General features: G+C 56.0%; 21 protein-coding genes and 4 tRNA genes. 4 read left to right on the forward strand and 21 right to left on the reverse strand.

From position 1 onward, the window contains the following. From KGB24_RS07560 to KGB24_RS07620, 13 genes are all read right to left on the reverse strand, one after another. A partial coding sequence (locus tag KGB24_RS07560) for a plasmid pRiA4b ORF-3 family protein (RefSeq protein WP_223474757.1) occupies nucleotides 1–162 on the reverse strand: 162 nt, incomplete at its 3' end. 3 nt (nucleotides 163–165) lie between these two features. Then, a complete protein-coding gene (gene tnpC / locus KGB24_RS07565) occupies nucleotides 166–1671 on the reverse strand; it encodes an IS66 family transposase (RefSeq protein WP_223416368.1) in 1506 nt (501 codons plus the stop codon). Between the two features lie 37 nt (nucleotides 1672–1708). Further along, on the reverse strand, nucleotides 1709–2053 hold the full coding sequence (gene tnpB, locus KGB24_RS07570; RefSeq protein WP_223416369.1) for an IS66 family insertion sequence element accessory protein TnpB: 345 nt from the start codon (nucleotides 2051–2053) through the stop codon (nucleotides 1709–1711). Beyond that, a complete protein-coding gene (tnpA, locus tag KGB24_RS07575; RefSeq protein ID WP_223416370.1) occupies nucleotides 2050–2427 on the reverse strand; it encodes an IS66-like element accessory protein TnpA in 378 nt (125 codons plus the stop codon). Before tnpA ends, tnpB (KGB24_RS07570) begins: the two co-directional genes overlap by 4 nt. A 111-nt stretch (nucleotides 2428–2538) precedes the next feature. After that, a complete protein-coding gene (locus tag KGB24_RS07580; RefSeq protein WP_263287631.1) occupies nucleotides 2539–2829 on the reverse strand; it encodes a HigA family addiction module antitoxin in 291 nt (96 codons plus the stop codon). 24 nt (nucleotides 2830–2853) lie between these two features. Continuing rightward, nucleotides 2854–3132, reverse strand: coding sequence for a type II toxin-antitoxin system RelE/ParE family toxin (locus KGB24_RS07585; protein WP_223416372.1), 279 nt, complete (start codon nucleotides 3130–3132; stop codon nucleotides 2854–2856). A gap of 165 nt (nucleotides 3133–3297) precedes the next feature. Continuing rightward, nucleotides 3298–3582, reverse strand: a complete 285-nt coding sequence (gene tnpB / locus KGB24_RS07590) for an IS66 family insertion sequence element accessory protein TnpB (RefSeq protein ID WP_223416373.1) — start codon at nucleotides 3580–3582, stop codon at nucleotides 3298–3300. After that, complete coding sequence (locus KGB24_RS29375; RefSeq protein ID WP_223416383.1) at nucleotides 3564–3809, reverse strand: transposase; 246 nt, start codon at nucleotides 3807–3809, stop codon at nucleotides 3564–3566. Before KGB24_RS29375 ends, tnpB (KGB24_RS07590) begins: the two co-directional genes overlap by 19 nt. Nucleotides 3810–4031: 222 nt before the next feature. Continuing rightward, nucleotides 4032–4673 (reverse strand): Eco29kI family restriction endonuclease, encoded by a 642-nt coding sequence (locus tag KGB24_RS07600; protein WP_223416374.1) that lies wholly within the window; start codon nucleotides 4671–4673, stop codon nucleotides 4032–4034. Continuing rightward, nucleotides 4670–5887 (reverse strand): DNA cytosine methyltransferase, encoded by a 1218-nt coding sequence (locus KGB24_RS07605; protein ID WP_223416375.1) that lies wholly within the window; start codon nucleotides 5885–5887, stop codon nucleotides 4670–4672. The genes KGB24_RS07600 and KGB24_RS07605 overlap by 4 nt, the downstream gene beginning before the upstream one ends. 93 nt (nucleotides 5888–5980) lie before the next feature. Continuing rightward, nucleotides 5981–6160, reverse strand: coding sequence for a DUF4113 domain-containing protein (locus KGB24_RS29380; RefSeq protein ID WP_223416384.1), 180 nt, complete (start codon nucleotides 6158–6160; stop codon nucleotides 5981–5983). A 200-nt stretch (nucleotides 6161–6360) separates the two neighbouring features. Continuing rightward, the gene (locus KGB24_RS07615) at nucleotides 6361–6588 is read right to left on the reverse strand and encodes a hypothetical protein (RefSeq protein WP_223416376.1); all 228 of its coding nucleotides are present in this window, start codon (nucleotides 6586–6588) and stop codon (nucleotides 6361–6363) included. 587 nt (nucleotides 6589–7175) lie between these two features. Then, nucleotides 7176–7252, reverse strand: a tRNA-Arg gene (locus KGB24_RS07620). Nucleotides 7253–7544: 292 nt separating this feature from the next. On the opposite strand from KGB24_RS07620, the gene KGB24_RS07625 reads away from it, so the two are divergent. Next, nucleotides 7545–7778, forward strand: coding sequence for a hypothetical protein (locus tag KGB24_RS07625; RefSeq protein ID WP_008038450.1), 234 nt, complete (start codon nucleotides 7545–7547; stop codon nucleotides 7776–7778). Between the two features lie 21 nt (nucleotides 7779–7799). Beyond that, nucleotides 7800–7979, forward strand: coding sequence for a PA3371 family protein (locus KGB24_RS07630; protein WP_223416377.1), 180 nt, complete (start codon nucleotides 7800–7802; stop codon nucleotides 7977–7979). Here KGB24_RS07630 and phnN read toward each other — a convergent pair. Continuing rightward, nucleotides 7954–8526, reverse strand: coding sequence for a phosphonate metabolism protein/1,5-bisphosphokinase (PRPP-forming) PhnN (phnN, locus tag KGB24_RS07635; protein ID WP_223416378.1), 573 nt, complete (start codon nucleotides 8524–8526; stop codon nucleotides 7954–7956). The two genes, KGB24_RS07630 and phnN, sit on opposite strands and share 26 nt — an antisense overlap. 388 nt (nucleotides 8527–8914) lie before the next feature. On the opposite strand from phnN, the gene KGB24_RS07640 reads away from it, so the two are divergent. Then, nucleotides 8915–9241 carry an Arc family DNA-binding protein gene (locus KGB24_RS07640; RefSeq protein WP_003178899.1) on the forward strand — a complete coding sequence of 109 codons (327 nt, stop codon included), beginning with the start codon at nucleotides 8915–8917 and terminating at the stop codon, nucleotides 9239–9241. Between the two features lie 223 nt (nucleotides 9242–9464). Here the strand turns inward: KGB24_RS07640 and mgtE are convergent, their stop codons facing one another. Further along, a complete protein-coding gene (mgtE, locus tag KGB24_RS07645) occupies nucleotides 9465–10907 on the reverse strand; it encodes a magnesium transporter (protein WP_008033095.1) in 1443 nt (480 codons plus the stop codon). Nucleotides 10908–11227: 320 nt separating this feature from the next. On the opposite strand from mgtE, the gene KGB24_RS07650 reads away from it, so the two are divergent. Beyond that, nucleotides 11228–11746: an outer membrane protein assembly factor BamE gene (locus KGB24_RS07650; protein WP_223416379.1), complete on the forward strand. Its 519-nt coding sequence runs from the start codon at nucleotides 11228–11230 to the stop codon at nucleotides 11744–11746. A gap of 19 nt (nucleotides 11747–11765) precedes the next feature. Here KGB24_RS07650 and KGB24_RS07655 read toward each other — a convergent pair. The 6 genes from KGB24_RS07655 to alaS all read right to left on the reverse strand — a co-directional run bounded on the left by KGB24_RS07655 (nucleotide 11766) and on the right by alaS (nucleotide 16580). After that, nucleotides 11766–11842, reverse strand: a tRNA-Arg gene (locus tag KGB24_RS07655). A 72-nt stretch (nucleotides 11843–11914) separates the two neighbouring features. Beyond that, a tRNA-Arg gene (locus KGB24_RS07660) sits at nucleotides 11915–11991 on the reverse strand. Between the two features lie 108 nt (nucleotides 11992–12099). Continuing rightward, nucleotides 12100–12190 (reverse strand) — tRNA-Ser (locus KGB24_RS07665). A 62-nt stretch (nucleotides 12191–12252) separates the two neighbouring features. Next, nucleotides 12253–12441 (reverse strand): carbon storage regulator CsrA, encoded by a 189-nt coding sequence (csrA, locus tag KGB24_RS07670; RefSeq protein ID WP_002554426.1) that lies wholly within the window; start codon nucleotides 12439–12441, stop codon nucleotides 12253–12255. Nucleotides 12442–12628: 187 nt separating this feature from the next. Beyond that, nucleotides 12629–13870 carry an aspartate kinase gene (locus KGB24_RS07675; protein WP_008033100.1) on the reverse strand — a complete coding sequence of 414 codons (1242 nt, stop codon included), beginning with the start codon at nucleotides 13868–13870 and terminating at the stop codon, nucleotides 12629–12631. Nucleotides 13871–13961: 91 nt separating this feature from the next. Next, on the reverse strand, nucleotides 13962–16580 hold the full coding sequence (gene alaS / locus KGB24_RS07680) for an alanine--tRNA ligase (RefSeq protein ID WP_223416380.1): 2619 nt from the start codon (nucleotides 16578–16580) through the stop codon (nucleotides 13962–13964). Nucleotides 16581–16603: the final 23 nt, after the last annotated feature.

The following is a 16603-nucleotide window of genomic DNA, read 5'->3' on the forward strand; positions in this document are numbered from 1 at the left end:
CTCCCAGCCCATCGCGAACTGGATCACCGTGTGCAATTTGCCCAAGGTGATGTTCTCGGGCACCGCCACACGGCGCCAGATGGCAGGTTCGATCCACTTCAATTCAATGTGCAGTAGCAACAAATCAGGCTCGGGTTTTGGCAAGCGAACAGTTTTGACCATGGATCAGGCGGCCTCGCAGAGTTCCGTGGGGGTGAGAGAAACGTTCCAGGGCAGCAGTTCGTCGACCCGATTGATCGGGTGCTCGGCGATGCGCTCCAGCACGTGTGTCAAATAGGCTTGCGGGTTCAGGTCGTTGAGTTTGGCCGAACCCACCAGGCTGTAAATCGCAGCCGCTCGTTCTCCGCCGGCATCGGAACCGGCAAACAGGTAATTTTTGCGACCCAAAGCGACGGCGCGCAACGCGCGTTCGGCGGCGTTGTTGTCGATTTCGATCCGGCCGTCATCGCAGTAGCGCGTCAGCGCCTGCCACCGGTTGAGGGCATAGAAGATCGCACCGGCCAATGCCGATTTTTTCGACAATTGAGTCAGCGTCTGGTTAAGCCACGCGTGTAGTTGTTCCAGTAGCGGACTTGCTCGGCTTTGCCGAACCGCTTTTCGCAGGTTGGGCGGTTGCCCTCGAATCTCGCTTTCGATGGCATACAGTGCCGCAATCCGTTGCAGCGCCTCGGCGGCAAGTGGTGAAGCCAGGTCTTTGTAGACATCGTAAAACTTGCGGCGGGCGTGAGCCCAGCACGCGGCTTCCTCAATAGTGCCTGTGGCATACAGCTGAGCAAAACCGGCATAGCCGTCAGCCTGCAAGATCCCGCTGAAGCTCTTGAGATGAGCGCGGGGATGCTGCCCCTTGCGATCCGGCGAGTAGGCAAACCATACCGCCGCCGGTGTCGCGTCACCGGCAGGTCGGTCGTCCCGCACGTAAGTCCACAGACGAGCCGTTTTGGTCTTGCCGTTGCCTGGCGCGAGCACGCCAATCGGCGTGTCGTCGGCATGGACTTTGTGACCGCTCATGACGTGGTGCTCAAGGGCGTTGATCAGTGGTCGCAGCAACTGACTGCTCTGGCCGACCCAGTCGGCCAGGGTTGAGCGTTCCAGCTCCACGCCCTCACGGGCGTAGATCTCGGACTGCCGATACAACGGCAAATGGTCGACAAACTTCGAGACCAGCACATGGGCCAACAACCCCGGGCCTGCAAGGCCTCGGGCTATCGGCCGACTCGGCGCCGACACCTGGGCGATGTGCTCGCAGCAACGGCAAACCCACTTCGGACGGACATGGCGAATGACTTTGAAGCGTGCCGGAACGTACTCCAGCACTTCGGACACATCCTCACCCAAATGGCGAAGCGCCTCACCGCAACCGGGGCACTGCGACTCGGGCTGATACACATGGACTTCGCGTGGCAGGTGTTCAGGTAACGGCTTGCGCCGAGAGACGGTGCGAGGTGGCGGTTCAGTTGGCGGTATCAGTTCAGTCTGGCTGACTTCCAGTTCCTCAAGACTCAACTGGAGCTGGTCGATCATCGCCTCCAGTTGCTCGGAGCTACGACCGAACTGCGTGCGACGCAGTTTGGCGATCATCATCTTCAAGCGCTCGATCTCTGCGCGCTGGGCAGCGACCAGAGCCTTCAAGGCTTGAAGATCGTTCGGCAGGGAGTCGGTCAGGAGTGTCATGACCGAATATTACTGGGGATTTTTTCAGCGCGGCAAGTCAGACCGCGAGGACGGGTGCTGTACGAATTGGCCTGCGCCAATCAATGCCCTCCAACAGCATCGACAACTGCGCGGTCGTCAGCGACACGCTGCCGCTGGTTGCTTGCGGCCAGACAAAGCGCCCTTGTTCCAGCCGCTTGCAAAAAAGGCACAAACCGTCGCCATCCCACCACAACAGTTTGATCCGGTCACCACGCCGTCCGCGAAAGACAAAGATCTGCCCCGAAAAAGGGTCGGCTTCCAGTTGAGTCTGCACCAGTGCCGCCAATCCGTCGAAGCCACGGCGCATGTCGGTGACGCCGGCGGCGATCCAGATACGGGTTCCAGCGGGTGGGGCAATCATCGCAATAACTGCTGCAAGACGAGTTGCAGCGTCTGCGGATCTGGCGTGCCCGTGATGCGCAGCTTGGCTTTTCCTGCCTCAACTGCGATCTCGGAACAACACTCTGCCTGTGGCTGGACGACTTGCGGCAGATCCATTGGCGCCTCGATCACCTGGACTGGCAAAAGCGTTGCACCCTGGTTGACGGGGCCGAGTAACCCTTCCTGATATTGATGCCGCCAGCGAAAGACCAGGTTGGCATTGACGTCATGTTCGCGAGCGATCAATGACACGGAGGTGCCAGGCTGGAAGGTGGCTTCGACGACTTGGCGTTTAAAGTCCAGCGGAAAGTTGGGGCGGCGACCGGCTCGACGGGCTGGGGCAACTGTATCCAAGATAGTGTCCACTAAAAAATGGTGTCCACTATCTTGGCCAATTTGGAGGGCTGTCAGGAGAGGGTGCTGGCCGGACGGTTACCCCCAACGAAACTCTTAAGGCGTAAAAAGTCATGCGTATTCTGGAGCACGCTGGACTTGTTGAGCGATGTCTGCACCGTGTTCAATCTCCGCCTTACGCAAGTCGTAAGCTGATTGGAGGTTTGCCCAGAATTGCGGACTGGTATCAAAGCATGCTGCTAGGCGTAGAGCTACGTCAGCGCTGATATTGCGACGCTCATGGACGATTTCATGCACCGTAGGCGCAGAGACATTCAGCAACCTCGCGAGTGCGGTAGGGGAAAGGTCCATGGGATGGAGATATTCTTCCCTGAGAACTTCGCCCGGATGGACAGGGCGCATGCCGTTAGTGAACACAATTTCACCTCAGTGGTAGTCTACAATTTCAACGCTTTCTGGCCCATAAGCCCCCCAGATGAAGCAAATTCGATACTGATCATTGATTCGGATGCTGTGTTGACCTTGTCGGTTCCCTTGTAGTGCTTCCAGCCGATTTCCCGGCGGTGACCCCAGATCCTGGATGGTAGTCGCGGCATTGAGCATGTTCAGTTTCCGTTGCGCCACAGTCAAGATAGCCGTCCACCTTCTGGAGGATCCCGTCGTGAAGAGGCTCTCTGTGTCACCGCAGCGAAAATTTATGATCATTATTAACGCTTAACGTTAGTCGTTAATGGGATTGTAGCGCCACTGCGCTCCGTCAAGGGGGATCCTGATGAGTGGTCGCCAGCGGCGTAATCATTCATACAGCGGCAGAGGAGATGGTAGTAGCGGTTTTCAATTCTTGCTTGCATGAAATACCCGCTTAAAAGGCTATAACTGGTGTGCACTTAAATTTAAGTGCACACCATGTCTTGGCCTTGCGGGGATGGGTAGATGAGTTGGCCGGACGGATACAAACCAGATGCCTACGCCGTCATGCACCAGGACATTCATCCGGTTGACGCGGCGATTGGCGAAGAGATAAGCACAGTGCGGCTTCGCCGCACCGAACACTGCAATCACCCGAGCCAGCGCGGTCTCGGTACCGACGCGCATGTACATCGGTTCAGTGGCGAGCCAGATGGCGTCGATGCGGATCAATGGGCAAACGCGCATCCTTCAGGATCGCAAGTTGGCCACTTCACCGTGACCGATTGCTCACCAAGGGACAGCTCAATGATCGCCAACGCCTCAGCCGGCCGTTTAAGCGCAGCCCTCAAAGGAACAAAGGCCGGCGGCGCCGCTGCTGACTGATCCCGGTAAAGTGGCAGCCACTTGCGAATGACGTTGGCGTTGATGCCATGGCTGATGGCAACGCTTGAGATGCTCGCACCGGGTTGCAGGCATTCCTGAACGACCTGGGCTTTGAACGGTTTAGGGTAAGAGCTTCGTTTCTGACGTTAAGGGCTATCGCGTCCGCTTAAAACGTGGACACCATCGCCCTTAATGCTGGAGTTCGGAAGATGACTTCCCCAAACGCTTACGTCGTAGCGGTGTTAGGCGAAAACGAGGATAGCTGAGGCTCCCTCCAACTGAAAAAAAGCTCCCAGTTAAGGAGGTTTCGATCAATCACCTTCGGCTTCGATAAATTGCGTCGAAAGCACTGGAGGGACATTCCTCAGATAAACTTCAGCTTCTCTACCGATTTCTTCAGCCGTATCTTTGTGAGGCGGCAGCTTTTCAGCCCATTTTCGACCCGGATGAAGCGTATCCCACTTTGGTCGCATCCCTTTCTCCCGCCCGCTGCCGGGCGTATGGTTACCAAACCCATCAATCAGAGTGTTCCAAACGGGGGTGAAGCGAGTAATTATTAAGGATTCCCCCAGAGGAATCCAAATATCGTCAACAACTAAGAAGCGGCAGTAAAAATCTTCGATTTTGAGCTGTGTATTCTTGATGCTGCCAGCGTGCTCACGCAACCTTTTCAGCAGCGCCGGTTCCATTTCCTTTTCTGTCTCAATCCCACGCCTAGATCCTTTTGGAACAGCTTTTCCGACGTAAATAGGCCACAAGAACAATCCGTTCCTGTTCATCTTCGCCATATTTTCATAGATCGGCAGGTCACCGGTGTAATAGATGGCGTAGACGCCAGCACCTACAAATTTGGGCAGACTCCCCAGCGGATGCACCTCTTTTGTAAGCAGTGCTTCCGCAACACTCGCGCCGAGATTTTTCTTATCCAGAGGGTTAAATGGAACTACGGTCATGCAACGTTCTTCCCTTTTTTGTTGCTGCTGGCTTTTTGAACTTTATCAAGCTCTGCAAGCAGTAGCTTCTCCGCAACACTGGATGCCACTTGCTGAGCCAGCAACACAGGCACGGCATTACCCAGTTGTCGCATAGTTTCCGTCCAACTGCCGTGAAATTTAAAGCCGTCTGGGAATGTCTGAATCCGAGCGCTCTCACGAATTGTAAAGTACCGAACATCTCCGTTTTCTTTGACGAGCATGTTCTCGCCACCGGGAACACCGTGATCTCCTGCTTTCAGCGTTTTGGCTGGCAAATCAAGCGGGCTTCCTGTGTGACCAGGATATGAACGAGCACCGCCTTGGAACCCGTGATTCGATATTTTCAATGCTGCCTTTGTTTGCGGATCTGGTAGATCACAAATCGCATCCCGCACAGTACGCCAAGGCTGAGTATCCATTGGCAGGATACTGTTTTTCATCTTCTTGATGCGAGCAGCCAGCTTCTCTGGAACCGGGGGCATCTTCATGCCATGTCGCTCCCAGTAGCGACCCGTAATCCACTGCGAGCGCAGTAGCGCCTCATGGCTGTGAGTTGGTTTAGGAAACGACCACTCGATACCCAAATCGTCGCGAAAGCCGACGATGAAAACCCGCTCACGCTTCTGAGGAACGCCATAGTCAGCCGCGTTCACAAGGGTCGGGACGACGTTATATGTAAGCCCTTTGCCTTTTTTCTTCCCGCTCGTATGTTCAGCTTGGAGACGCTTGAAGTGATCATCCCAAAGCTCATCCTTGCGGTGTGGAAGCTCTGGAAACTCAAGTTGCAGGAGAATGTATTGGTAGTAATTTGCAAATGCAGCACGAGTCAGGCCCTTCACGTTCTCGACGATGAAGGCTTTAGGCTTTAGCCTGCGGATGATATCTACCGTAGCCGGGAACATGTCCCGGCTATCATCATAAGCTTGATGCTTACCGCCAATAGAAAATGGCTGACAAGGAGGACCACCAGCAAGAAGCTCTATTCCTTCTGGAATCGATGCCCAGTCGAAGGTGCGCACGTCTCCCTCGTGCAGTGTCCAATTGGCAACGAGCGGATAGCCGCGCTTACGGTTCTCCCGAACTGTATCGCATGCCCATTTGTCCCACTCAACGACAGCAAGATGTTCGAAACCAGCTATCTCGCATCCCATCGCCAGTCCGCCGGCTCCCGCAAAAAGCTCTACCGATCGCATCGGACATCCTCTCAAAAACACTTACAAAAAACCGCAGCATAGTACCAGTCGATGCTAGCGATGTCGTCAAATAACGGCTCCGTCCTGGCTAATTCAGCGCAAGGAAAAAGTACCCCAGCTGCCTGTAGATACCGAAGAAAGTTGCCCCCTCCTCACCTCCCATTGCCTCCCTCCTTCGCTGGTAGTGCCGATCCGCACAGCCCCTCGTCCAAACCGTACATTCAGGGCGTCGATGACCTCCATCAGCCTCTCAGCGCTACACCGAGCAGGCATAGCAAAGAGATCAAATGTATCCCCACCCCACACCTCTTCGACAGGAGCGATCTTGAGCTGCTTGTCACATCGAGCTGGGTTGGTCAGGTAAACCACACCACCTGTCTTCTGCCACTTCCTTGAAGCGAAATTGGCGAGTTTTGCCCAGGTTTTGGTATGACCTATAGCGGAGCGACCGGGGTCAGCTTTGCCGACGCGGTTCACGACCAAGACATCGTGCTGGTAGATACCGAGGCTCGCCAAAGCGTCACTGTCGGCGATCCAGAGCCAAATATGAGGGAGGCATCAGGGCCAACGAAATCATCGATGCTCAAAGGCCCCTGCTCGTGATCACCAGCAGGGCTCTGGAAGCCGGTTATCTTCAATTTTTCGGGTGACAGGCGGAAGCGCTCTATGCGGCAACCGGGGGTCAAAAATGCGGTGTTCATCGGGACGCTCCAGAATACTGTACATATAAACAGTATAGTAGGATTATTTCGAATCCCAAGGGGGTCAGCGATGTAAGGCGACGTGGAGATTTCAAACAGGTACACACGGACAGGTGAGCATGTGCAGATCTATTTTTCCGATTCCGCACGCTCTCCTTCCCGTTCTCGGCGGTGCTGCTGATGAGGTGGTTTGGATGCCTTGGGGAAGACGACGGGGACAGGCCGGCAAGAGGCCTGCTTTCGGTTGGGCGAGACTAAGCTCGACTCAATAAGGGAAGTGGGAAAAGTACGGGCCGACTCGCGCCTTCATTCCAGTTGCGCGCTTTATGGAGAAAGACGAGGAAAAGGTGAGTCACTGATTCGACATAGCCGATGGCCAAGCAATGGAGAGTATGGTGATCGGCGAGGGTGAGCAGCAGCGGCTCTATGTGATTACAACCGATGCGCCTGAGGGACAGGCTTGGGTGTCTGATCGCTGGCCATTGTTCACTATTTAGCCAAGCGAGAAGTAGTAACCAAAGTAGTCACCAAAATTAGAGACCACACGAGCTGAAAACTCTGAAATACGCTGAGAGCCTTAAAAAATATGGTGTCCCAGGGCAGGTTCGAACTGCCAACCTTCCCCTTAGGAGGGGGATGCTCTATCCAATTGAGCTACTGAGACACAAGTCGCCCGCGAGAAATGCGATGCGATGGACGGCGTGCATGTTAACGGGCGGGTCTGATTTTGTCATGTCGTCCGTAGGCTTTTTAAGTGTAGGCAGACGCCCCTCTACAGCACGGGATTTGTTGACCGTGCAAATTGCATCACCGCAAAAAGTCATCATTGCAAATTGCAATGAGGCCACCTTGCACGATTATCTTAATTCTTTGTTTTTAAAGGATTTAATAGCCGTTAGACTCTTGGCACGTCGGCTGCTTCAGCTGTTCTCAAAGAACAACGGAGGTCAGCCCTCATGAACCGCGCCCTTTTACTCTCGAACGCGATCGCTCTGGCGATTTTTTTGGGTTTTCATTTTGCCCCGCAGAGCGGTGCCGAGCCGGTTGCCCAACGAATGCCTCATTACCTCCAGGTACAGAAGGCACCTCAATTGGCGGTGTTGGGTAATCAGCAGGGTTTTGTCGGTCAAGAAGTGAGTCAGGAAAATGTCCTGTTGCCAGCGCAGTCTTCAGAACGCCTGGTATTTTGAACAACCCATCAGGAGCACAGCATGTCCAAATCAGCCGCAGGATTTTTCGTCCTCGCCCTGCTCAGCGGCATTCTTCATTTATCACTGGTAGAAGACGCAGTCATCACTCTGCCGTTGATTGCCTGCGGCATTTTCAGTGCGTTGTTCGTGCTGGCGCTGGTCGCTGGCCGCAAGATCAAGTTTGATCCGGTGTTGCGCTGACGTGTATCAGCTTCAACAGACCGGCCACTGTGTCCGAAAGTTCGCCTGAATTGTCGAGTCGGTGGATTAGCGTCTCACCGACTGAGGCGTCCGCCGTGAACAGTTCATTTCTGCGCAATCTCGCCTCAATCTCCGCCAGACTTTCACGCCCGCGCCGCAACAAGCGCTCTCGCAGCACGTCCTCCTTGACCGTCAACAGAATCGGCACCAACGCTGGATAGCGGCGTAGCGCCTGAGCCAAGTGCCCGCGGGAACCGTTGATCAGGACATCCCTGCCCTCCTTGAGCCATTGATCGATCACGACGGGAATACCGTAATCCAGGCCATTGGCATGCCAGCACAGCGCGAAGTCGCCCTCTTCTTTGCGGCGCGCGAACTCTTCACGGGAAACACCGATGGCATCTTCGCCCAAGGATTCGGCTGAACGCGTAATGACCCGACGCACCACTTCGCAGTTGATTGCCTGCAAAGGCGCACGAGCGGCCTCGATGAGACTGTCCTTGCCGGATCCGGAAGGCCCCATCAGGTAAATCAGTCTGCCATCCATCCTGAATTAGCCCCCCATGTCGTGGTTGCCACTAGTAAATCGGCCAATTGCCACTATTCTGTACGAAGTAAGGAATCGTGATCGAAATCCGCACAGCATGCACCTTCAGGTGTCCCAGGACATCTCCTGTCGTGCAATAGGACGCGGCCAGCGATACGGACATGGGTAGTCTTTTCAAACCAGTCCGCATTTCTGATAATTGGTGCTGGCATAACGCCTTTATCCAGTTCAATATTTGTCACAGAATTGACGCCAATGATCTGGCTTCTTTGAGGCATGATGCGAGCCTCTATCAATTCAGGTTGAACATTTGGCCAGAGTCCTTGTCCTATCAGACATCGCGCGGCCAATCCCGAGAACCGCTCCCCTGAACTAACCGGTTAAATATATGCGCCCATTGAAACAGGCAATTTATTCCAGCCGTACGGCTGACAAGTTCGTCGTACGTCTGCCAGACGGAATGCGTGAACGCATTGCCGAGGTGGCTCGCAATCATCATCGCAGCATGAACTCCGAAATCATTGCGCGCCTTGAGCAGAGTCTCATTCAGGAAGGCGCACTGGGTGAAGAGTTGAGCATGCGACTGGACAGCCCGGAGCTGTCACTGCACGAACGCGAACTGCTGCAGCGCTTCCGCCAACTCTCCCACCGCCAGCAGAACGCACTCGTTTCGCTGATTGCCCACGACGCCGAAATGGCCGCAGACGCCTCCTGATTCATCCGAACGCTCAAGCCAGCTTAATCGCTGGCTTTTTTTTTGCCTGAAATTCAGCCACAAAAAAACCCGCCACCCGGAAACCTGTAGGAGCGAGCCTGCTCGCGATGGACGTAAACGATGATGCGTTAATACTGGATAAACGCGTCGTTCTTGAGTCCATCGCGAGCAGGCTCGCTCCTACAGTTCTACGCCGGATGGCGGGTTTTGTTCTGCCTGGGGATCAGAGCAGGAAGATGGTCGCCAGCCCGAGGAAGATGAAGAAACCACCGCTGTCGGTCATGGCCGTAATCATCACGCTGGCGCCCATCGCCGGGTCGCGCCCCATCTTCGCCAGGGTCATGGGGATCAACACACCCATCAACGCCGCGAGCAACAGGTTGAGCGTCATGGCAGCGGTCATCACCACACCAAGGGACCAACTGCCGTAAAGCAGGTAGGCCACCGCACCAATCACCCCACCCCACACCAAACCGTTGATCAAACCGACGGCCAGCTCCTTGCGCATCAGACGCGAGGTATTGCCGGTACTCACCTGGTCCAGCGCCATGGCGCGAACGATCATGGTGATGGTCTGGTTACCCGAGTTGCCACCGATGCCCGCCACGATCGGCATCAATGCCGCGAGCGCCACCAGTTTCTCGATCGAACCTTCGAACAATCCGATCACGCGAGAGGCAATAAAGGCGGTGATCAGGTTGATTGCCAGCCAAGCCCAGCGGTTGCGCAGGGATTTCCAGACTGACGCGAAAATATCTTCCTCTTCACGCAGACCCGCCATGTTGAGAACTTCGTTTTCGCTCTCTTCACGAATCAGGTCGACCATTTCATCGATGGTCAGACGGCCGATCAGCTTGCCGTTCTTGTCGACCACCGGGGCCGAGATCAAGTCGTAACGTTCGAACGCTTGTGCAGCATCGTAGGCGTCTTCGTCCGGGTGAAAACTCACCGGGTCGCTGGCCATCACTTCCGAAACCTGCTTTTCCGGGTCGTTGACCAGCAAACGCTTGATCGGCAGCACGCCCTTGAGCACGCCGTCGTAATCGACCACAAACAGTTTGTCGGTGTGACCCGGCAGCTCCTTGAGCCGACGCAGGTAGCGCAACACCACTTCAAGACTGACGTCCTCACGGATCGTCACCATCTCGAAGTCCATCAGCGCACCGACCTGCTCCTCGTCATAGGACAACGCGGAGCGGACGCGCTCACGCTGTTGACCGTCGAGGGTTTCCATCAGCTCGTGGACGACGTCTCGCGGCAGCTCGGAGGCCAGGTCAGCCAGTTCGTCGGCATCCATGTCCTTGGCCGCCGCCAGGAGCTCGTGATCGTCCATGTCGGCGATCAGGGTTTCACGTACCGAGTCGGACACTTCGAGCAGGATGTCGCCGTCGCGGTCAGCCTTGACCAATTGCCAGAGCGTCAGACGATCGTCCAGCGGCAAGGCTTCAAGGATGTAGGCAACGTCGGCGGAGTGCAGGTCATCGAGCTTGCGTTGCAGCTCGACGAGGTTTTGCCGGTGAACCAGGTTTTCAACCCGGTCGTGATGCGGACCTTCCTGGCGATGAGTCAGGTCTTCGACCACCCGCTGACGCTGCAACAGCTCAATCACTTGAGCGAGGCGGTCCTGCAGGCTTTCTTGCGTTTTCTTTACTTCAACTTCGGACATAGGCGAACTCCACTCCCAGCAGCGGGGCACGCCGGAAGGATCAATCAGTCAATTCATGATTGGAAAAGCGGTTTACTGAATTACTACTGGGTAAGTCCATGGAGGTATTCCACAAGCCCCGGCGGGGCTGACGGGCGCAATGATACACCGCCCAACGGTTTTAAATGTTAAAAAATCGCGGCTGAAACAAGCGCTTGCGAGACAAACCTGAGCGCCGTCCTGATCCGTGAAAATGCGACGACTCATTCTGAAAAGAAAACACACCAGCGCTGAAAAATGTAGCGGCTACCCTTGAGTCAGACCGTCATGGAGGACGTTTGATGCCATTGAATGCCTGTTATTTTCTGCTGATCGCCCTGCTCTGCCTGCCGCCCGTGGTACTTGCCTCAACCGTTCACCGCTGCGAGGCAGCAAACGGCCGCATCACCTTCACCACGCTGAGTTGTACGGCCGGAGAAAGCCTTTCGTTCCAGGAAGTGCGTACGTTTACCCCCGGCAGCACGGTGTCGCTTATGCCGGAAGCGGACTTTCGTGAAACATCACGTATGAATATCAAAAGGAGGGAGCCGACAGTCGTCGGCCAGACAGAGGACAACTGTGGAAACCAGATCGATGCCCGGGAACGCAGGGAAGCAATCATCAATCAACGGATTGTTGCCGGCATGACCCGGCAAGACGTCGAAAGCGCCCTCGGCAAGCCAGACAAGATCAGTATTCGGAATTCGGCGACGAGCTACCGATACGACACCAAGCGAGGTCGCAGCGCACACGTCGAATTCGATGAGAGAGGTTGTACCAGAGGAAAAGCCAAATCCCAGACGGCAAAAAGCCCGCGTTAAACGCGGGCTTTTTGTTGTTTGGTGCACTCGACAGGATTCGAACCTGTGACCGCTCGGTTCGTAGCCGAGTACTCTATCCAGCTGAGCTACGAGTGCAATTTGTGTTTTTAGACCAGATCACAACTGGTTGAAACAGAGTAGCTCACATCACTGCAAACAACTCTTAAATGGTGCACTCGACAGGATTCGAACCTGTGACCGCTCGGTTCGTAGCCGAGTACTCTATCCAGCTGAGCTACGAGTGCATTTGTTGCCGCGCATTATAGGCCGTCGAATCTTTTTGTAAAGCGCTTTTTTCTAGTAATTTCAACAACTTACCGAAGAAGCCAGATTACAACGTACTACGCAAATAATGGCGGAGAACGGGGGATTCGAACCCCCGACACCCTTTTGAGGTGTACTCCCTTAGCAGGGGAGCGCCTTCGGCCACTCGGCCAGCTCTCCGCAACACGGGGCGTATATTAACCAGCTTCTTCCCCGTTTGCAAACATAAAAAACGATAAAAATTAATGGCTTGGTTCTTCGTCCTTCTCTTTCTTTATACGCAGGTAAATTTCCTCACGGTGGACCGCAACCTCTTTCGGGGCGTTGACACCGATACGCACTTGATTTCCTTTAACGCCGAGCACGGTCACGGTGATTTCTCCATCACCAATAATCAGGCTTTCTGCGCACCGACGAGTCAGAATCAGCATACCTTTCTCCTCACGCATTTCATTTCAGGGACAACAGTCTGCAAAAAAAAGGCACTCGACCTACAACCTGAAAGATCGTAGCCCTACATGCCTGAGTATTGACTAGCGCGGGCAAAAGAACAGCTTCGAGCCGCACCATTCAAAAAAACAAAAGGGCGCGGTCAGACCGCGCCCTTCGGCAAACGCATCACTCGCCCGTTCGGGCCGGCGCGTCCAGTTCGAAAGCCGTGTGCAGGGCGCGCACAGCCAGTTCCAGGTACTTCTCTTCGATCACCACGGAAACCTTGATTTCCGAAGTCGAGATCATCTGGATGTTGATGCTCTCTTTCGCCAGGGATTCGAACATGCGGCTGGCCACACCTGCGTGGGAGCGCATGCCGACGCCGACGATCGAGACCTTGGCGATCTTGATGTCGCCAACGACCTCACGGGCACCGATCTCGCGAGCGGTGTTTTCCAGCACGGTTTGCGCGGCCTGGAAGTCGTTGCGGTGTACGGTGAAGGTGAAGTCGGTGGTGTTATCGTGCGCAACGTTCTGCACGATCATGTCGACTTCGATGTTCGCGGCGCTGATCGGGCCGAGAATCTTGAATGCAACGCCCGGGGTGTCTGGCACGCCACGGATGGTCAGCTTGGCTTCATCGCGGTTGAAAGCGATGCCGGAAATGATCGGCTGTTCCATGGTTTCCTCTTCATCAATAGTAATGAGGGTGCCCGGACCCTCCTTGAAGCTGTGCAGTACGCGCAGCGGAACGTTGTACTTGCCGGCGAATTCCACCGCACGGATCTGCAACACCTTGGAACCGAGGCTGGCCATTTCCAGCATCTCTTCGAAGGTAATCTTGTCCAGGCGCTGGGCCACGGACACCACACGCGGGTCGGTGGTGTAGACGCCGTCGACGTCGGTGTAGATCTGGCATTCGTCAGCCTTCAAGGCTGCCGCCAGCGCCACGCCGGTGGTGTCGGAACCGCCACGACCGAGGGTGGTGATGTTGCCGTGCTCGTCGACACCCTGGAAACCGGCGACAACCACCACACGACCTGCCTTCAGATCACCGCGAATCTTCTGGTCATCAATCTGCAAGATACGCGCTTTATTGTGCGCGCTATCCGTCAGAATCCGTACCTGGTTGCCGGTGTAGGACACCGCTGGCACGCCGCGCTTGATCAGCGCCATGGCCAACAGGGCAATCGTCACCTGCTCACCGGTGGAGACGATCACATCCAGCTCACGCGGAACCGGTTGGCCGTCGCCACTGATTTGCTTGGCCAGATCGATCAGACGGTTGGTTTCGCCGCTCATTGCAGACAGCACAACCACCAGGTCATCGCCGGCATCGCGGAATTTCTTAACCTTGTCGGCGACCTGCTCGATTCTCTCGACAGTGCCGACCGAGGTGCCTCCAAATTTCTGTACGATCAAAGCCATTTCAAAGCCGCCTCTGCCCATGAAGGGCGCCCAAATAATCACTCAAACAGCGTTCCGGCCCACCACTAGACTGTGGGCCGGACACACTGCCTTATAAACCCTGCTCTACAAATGGAACAGTCAGGGCCAATGCCGCATCCAGTGAGCCAGCGTCAGTACCACCGCCCTGCGCCATGTCTGGACGACCACCGCCCTTCCCGCCCACTGCCGCAGCGGCTTGCTTCATCAAATCACCGGCTTTGAGTTGGCCAGTCAGGTCTTTGGTTACGCCTGCAACCAGAACGACCTTTTCCTCATGGACACTGCCGAGCAGGATCACTGCGCGGCCGAGTTTGTTTTTCAGTTGATCGACCAGCGCCAGCAGCGCCTTGCCATCCTGACCGTCCAGACGCACGGCCAGCACTTTCACGCCTTTGACGTCCAGGGCGGAAGCCGACAGATCGTCGCCCGCCGCGCTGGCAGCCTTGGCCTGCAACTGCTCGAGTTGCTTCTCCAGCAGACGGTTGCGCTCCAGCACAGCCGACAGCTTGTCGATCAGGTTGTCGCGGCTGCCCTTGACCAGGTTGGCCGCTTCCTTGAGTTGTTCTTCGGCAGCGTTCAAGTATGCCAGTGCCGCAGCGCCGGTGACCGCTTCGATACGACGCACACCGGAAGCCACACCGCCTTCGCTGATGATTTTCAGCAGGCCGATGTCGCCGGTACGGTTGGCGTGGATCCCGCCGCACAGTTCGACGGAGAAATCGCCGCCCATGCTCAGTACGCGCACGTTGTCGCCATACTTCTCGCCAAACAGCGCCATGGCGCCTTTTTGCTTGGCGGTTTCGATATCGGTTTCTTCGGTTTCAACAGCCGTGTTCTTGCGAATCTCGGCGTTGACGATGTCTTCCAGCGCCTTCAGTTGCTCAGGCTTGATGGCTTCGAAGTGGCTGAAGTCAAAGCGCAGGCGCTGACTGTCGACCAACGAACCTTTCTGCTGAACGTGATCGCCCAGCACCTGACGCAATGCCGCGTGCAGCAAGTGAGTGGCCGAGTGGTTCAGCGATGTCGCGTGGCGCACGTCGGCTTCGACGTGGGTCTCGACCGGCGAACCGACAGTCAGGCTGCCCAATGCCTGCACACCGTGGTGCAGGAACGCGCCACCGGTCTTGGTGGTGTCGCGCACGTCGAAACGGCCGATGTTCGATTGCAGGTAACCGCAGTCGCCAACCTGACCGCCGGATTCAGCGTAGAACGGGGTCTGATCGAGAACGATCACGCCCTCTTCGCCTTCACTCAAGACGTCGACGGACTTGCCTTCTTTATAGATAGCGACAATTTTCGCCGAACCACTGGTGGCCTTGTAGCCGGTGAATTCGGTCGCCACGTCAACCTTGACCAGCGTGTTGTAGTCCAGACCGAACGAACTGGCGGAACGGGCACGGACGCGCTGGGCTTCCATTTCGCGTTCGAAGCCGGCTTCGTCGACGGTCAGGTTGCGCTCGCGGGCGATGTCCGCGGTCAGGTCCATCGGGAAACCGTAGGTGTCGTAGAGTTTGAACACCACGTCGCCCGGCACCACGGTGCCTTTGAGTTCCAGCAGATCCTGCTCGAGAATCTTCAGGCCGTGCTCCAGGGTCTTGGAGAACTGCTCTTCTTCGGCCTTGAGCACGCGCTCGATGTTGGCTTGTTGCTTCTGCAGTTCCGGGAAGGCTTCGCCCATCTCGGCAACCAGCGCCGCGACGATCTTGTAGAAGAAGCTGCCGGTCGCGCCCAGCTTGTTACCGTGACGGCACGCACGACGAATGATCCGGCGCAGCACGTAGCCACGACCTTCGTTGGACGGCAGCACGCCGTCGGCAATCAGGAAACCGCACGAACGGATGTGATCGGACACAACCTTCAGCGAAGACTGATCGTCATTGGTGCAGCCAATGGCCTTGGCGGATGCGCTCAGCAGGTTCTTGAACAGGTCGATTTCATAGTTGGAATGAACGTGCTGCATCACCGCACTGATCCGCTCCAGGCCCATGCCGGTGTCGACCGACGGTGCTGGCAGCGGATGCAACACGCCATCGGCGGTGCGGTTGAACTGCATGAACACGTTGTTCCAGATCTCGATGTAACGGTCGCCGTCTTCTTCCGGCGAGCCCGGTGGGCCGCCCCAGATGTCGGCGCCGTGATCGTAGAAAATCTCGGTGCAAGGACCGCACGGGCCGGTATCGCCCATGGTCCAGAAGTTGTCGGAGGCGTACGGCGCGCCTTTGTTGTCGCCGATGCGGATCATGCGCTCGACCGGCACACCGATCTGCTGGGTCCAGATGTCATAGGCTTCGTCATCCGAGGCGTAGACCGTTACCCAGAGTTTTTCCTTGGGCAGCTTCAGGACGCCGGTCAGGAAGGTCCAGGCGTAGGTGATTGCGTCGTGCTTGAAATAGTCACCGAAGCTGAAGTTACCCAGCATTTCGAAGAAGGTGTGGTGACGAGCGGTATAACCGACGTTTTCCAGGTCACTGTTCTTGCCACCGGCACGCACGCATTTCTGGCTGCTGGTCGCACGGGTGTACGCACGTTTTTCCTGGCCCAGGAAACAGTCCTTGAACTGGTTCATCCCCGCGTTAGTGAACAGCAGGGTTGGGTCGTTGCCCGGAATCAAAGAGCTGGAGGCTACACGAGTGTGGCCTTGCTCTTCGAAGAAGCGAAGGAAGGCTTCACGGATTTCTGCGCTTTTCATTAGGTTCTTCCACGGAGGCTGCG

It is taken from the genome of Pseudomonas sp. BF-RE-25 (assembly GCF_019956105.1).
GTDB classification, from domain to species: domain Bacteria; phylum Pseudomonadota; class Gammaproteobacteria; order Pseudomonadales; family Pseudomonadaceae; genus Aquipseudomonas; species Aquipseudomonas migulae.

Coding starts and splice junctions, on each gene's coding strand:
- KGB24_RS07675 (WP_008033100.1), bottom strand. CDS start 13,870: ATGGCTTTGATCGTACAGAAATTTGGAGGCACCTCGGTCGGCACTGTC.
- KGB24_RS07630 (WP_223416377.1), top strand. CDS start 7,800: ATGTCCAAATCAGCCGCAGGATTTTTCGTCCTCGCCCTGCTCAGCGGC.
- KGB24_RS07580 (WP_263287631.1), bottom strand. CDS start 2,829: ATGCGCCCTGTCCATCCGGGCGAAGTTCTCAGGGAAGAATATCTCCAT.
- csrA (WP_002554426.1), bottom strand. CDS start 12,441: ATGCTGATTCTGACTCGTCGGTGCGCAGAAAGCCTGATTATTGGTGAT.
- KGB24_RS07625 (WP_008038450.1), top strand. CDS start 7,545: ATGAACCGCGCCCTTTTACTCTCGAACGCGATCGCTCTGGCGATTTTT.
- mgtE (WP_008033095.1), bottom strand. CDS start 10,907: ATGTCCGAAGTTGAAGTAAAGAAAACGCAAGAAAGCCTGCAGGACCGC.
- KGB24_RS07600 (WP_223416374.1), bottom strand. CDS start 4,673: ATGACCGTAGTTCCATTTAACCCTCTGGATAAGAAAAATCTCGGCGCG.
- tnpB (WP_223416369.1), bottom strand. CDS start 2,053: ATGATTGCCCCACCCGCTGGAACCCGTATCTGGATCGCCGCCGGCGTC.
- tnpC (WP_223416368.1), bottom strand. CDS start 1,671: ATGACACTCCTGACCGACTCCCTGCCGAACGATCTTCAAGCCTTGAAG.
- KGB24_RS07585 (WP_223416372.1), bottom strand. CDS start 3,132: ATGATCATAAATTTTCGCTGCGGTGACACAGAGAGCCTCTTCACGACG.
- phnN (WP_223416378.1), bottom strand. CDS start 8,526: ATGGATGGCAGACTGATTTACCTGATGGGGCCTTCCGGATCCGGCAAG.
- KGB24_RS07615 (WP_223416376.1), bottom strand. CDS start 6,588: ATGAACACCGCATTTTTGACCCCCGGTTGCCGCATAGAGCGCTTCCGC.
- KGB24_RS07605 (WP_223416375.1), bottom strand. CDS start 5,887: ATGCGATCGGTAGAGCTTTTTGCGGGAGCCGGCGGACTGGCGATGGGA.
- KGB24_RS07640 (WP_003178899.1), top strand. CDS start 8,915: ATGCGCCCATTGAAACAGGCAATTTATTCCAGCCGTACGGCTGACAAG.
- KGB24_RS07650 (WP_223416379.1), top strand. CDS start 11,228: ATGCCATTGAATGCCTGTTATTTTCTGCTGATCGCCCTGCTCTGCCTG.
- alaS (WP_223416380.1), bottom strand. CDS start 16,580: ATGAAAAGCGCAGAAATCCGTGAAGCCTTCCTTCGCTTCTTCGAAGAG.
- tnpB (WP_223416373.1), bottom strand. CDS start 3,582: ATGCGCGTTTGCCCATTGATCCGCATCGACGCCATCTGGCTCGCCACT.
- KGB24_RS29380 (WP_223416384.1), bottom strand. CDS start 6,160: ATGCCTGCTCGGTGTAGCGCTGAGAGGCTGATGGAGGTCATCGACGCC.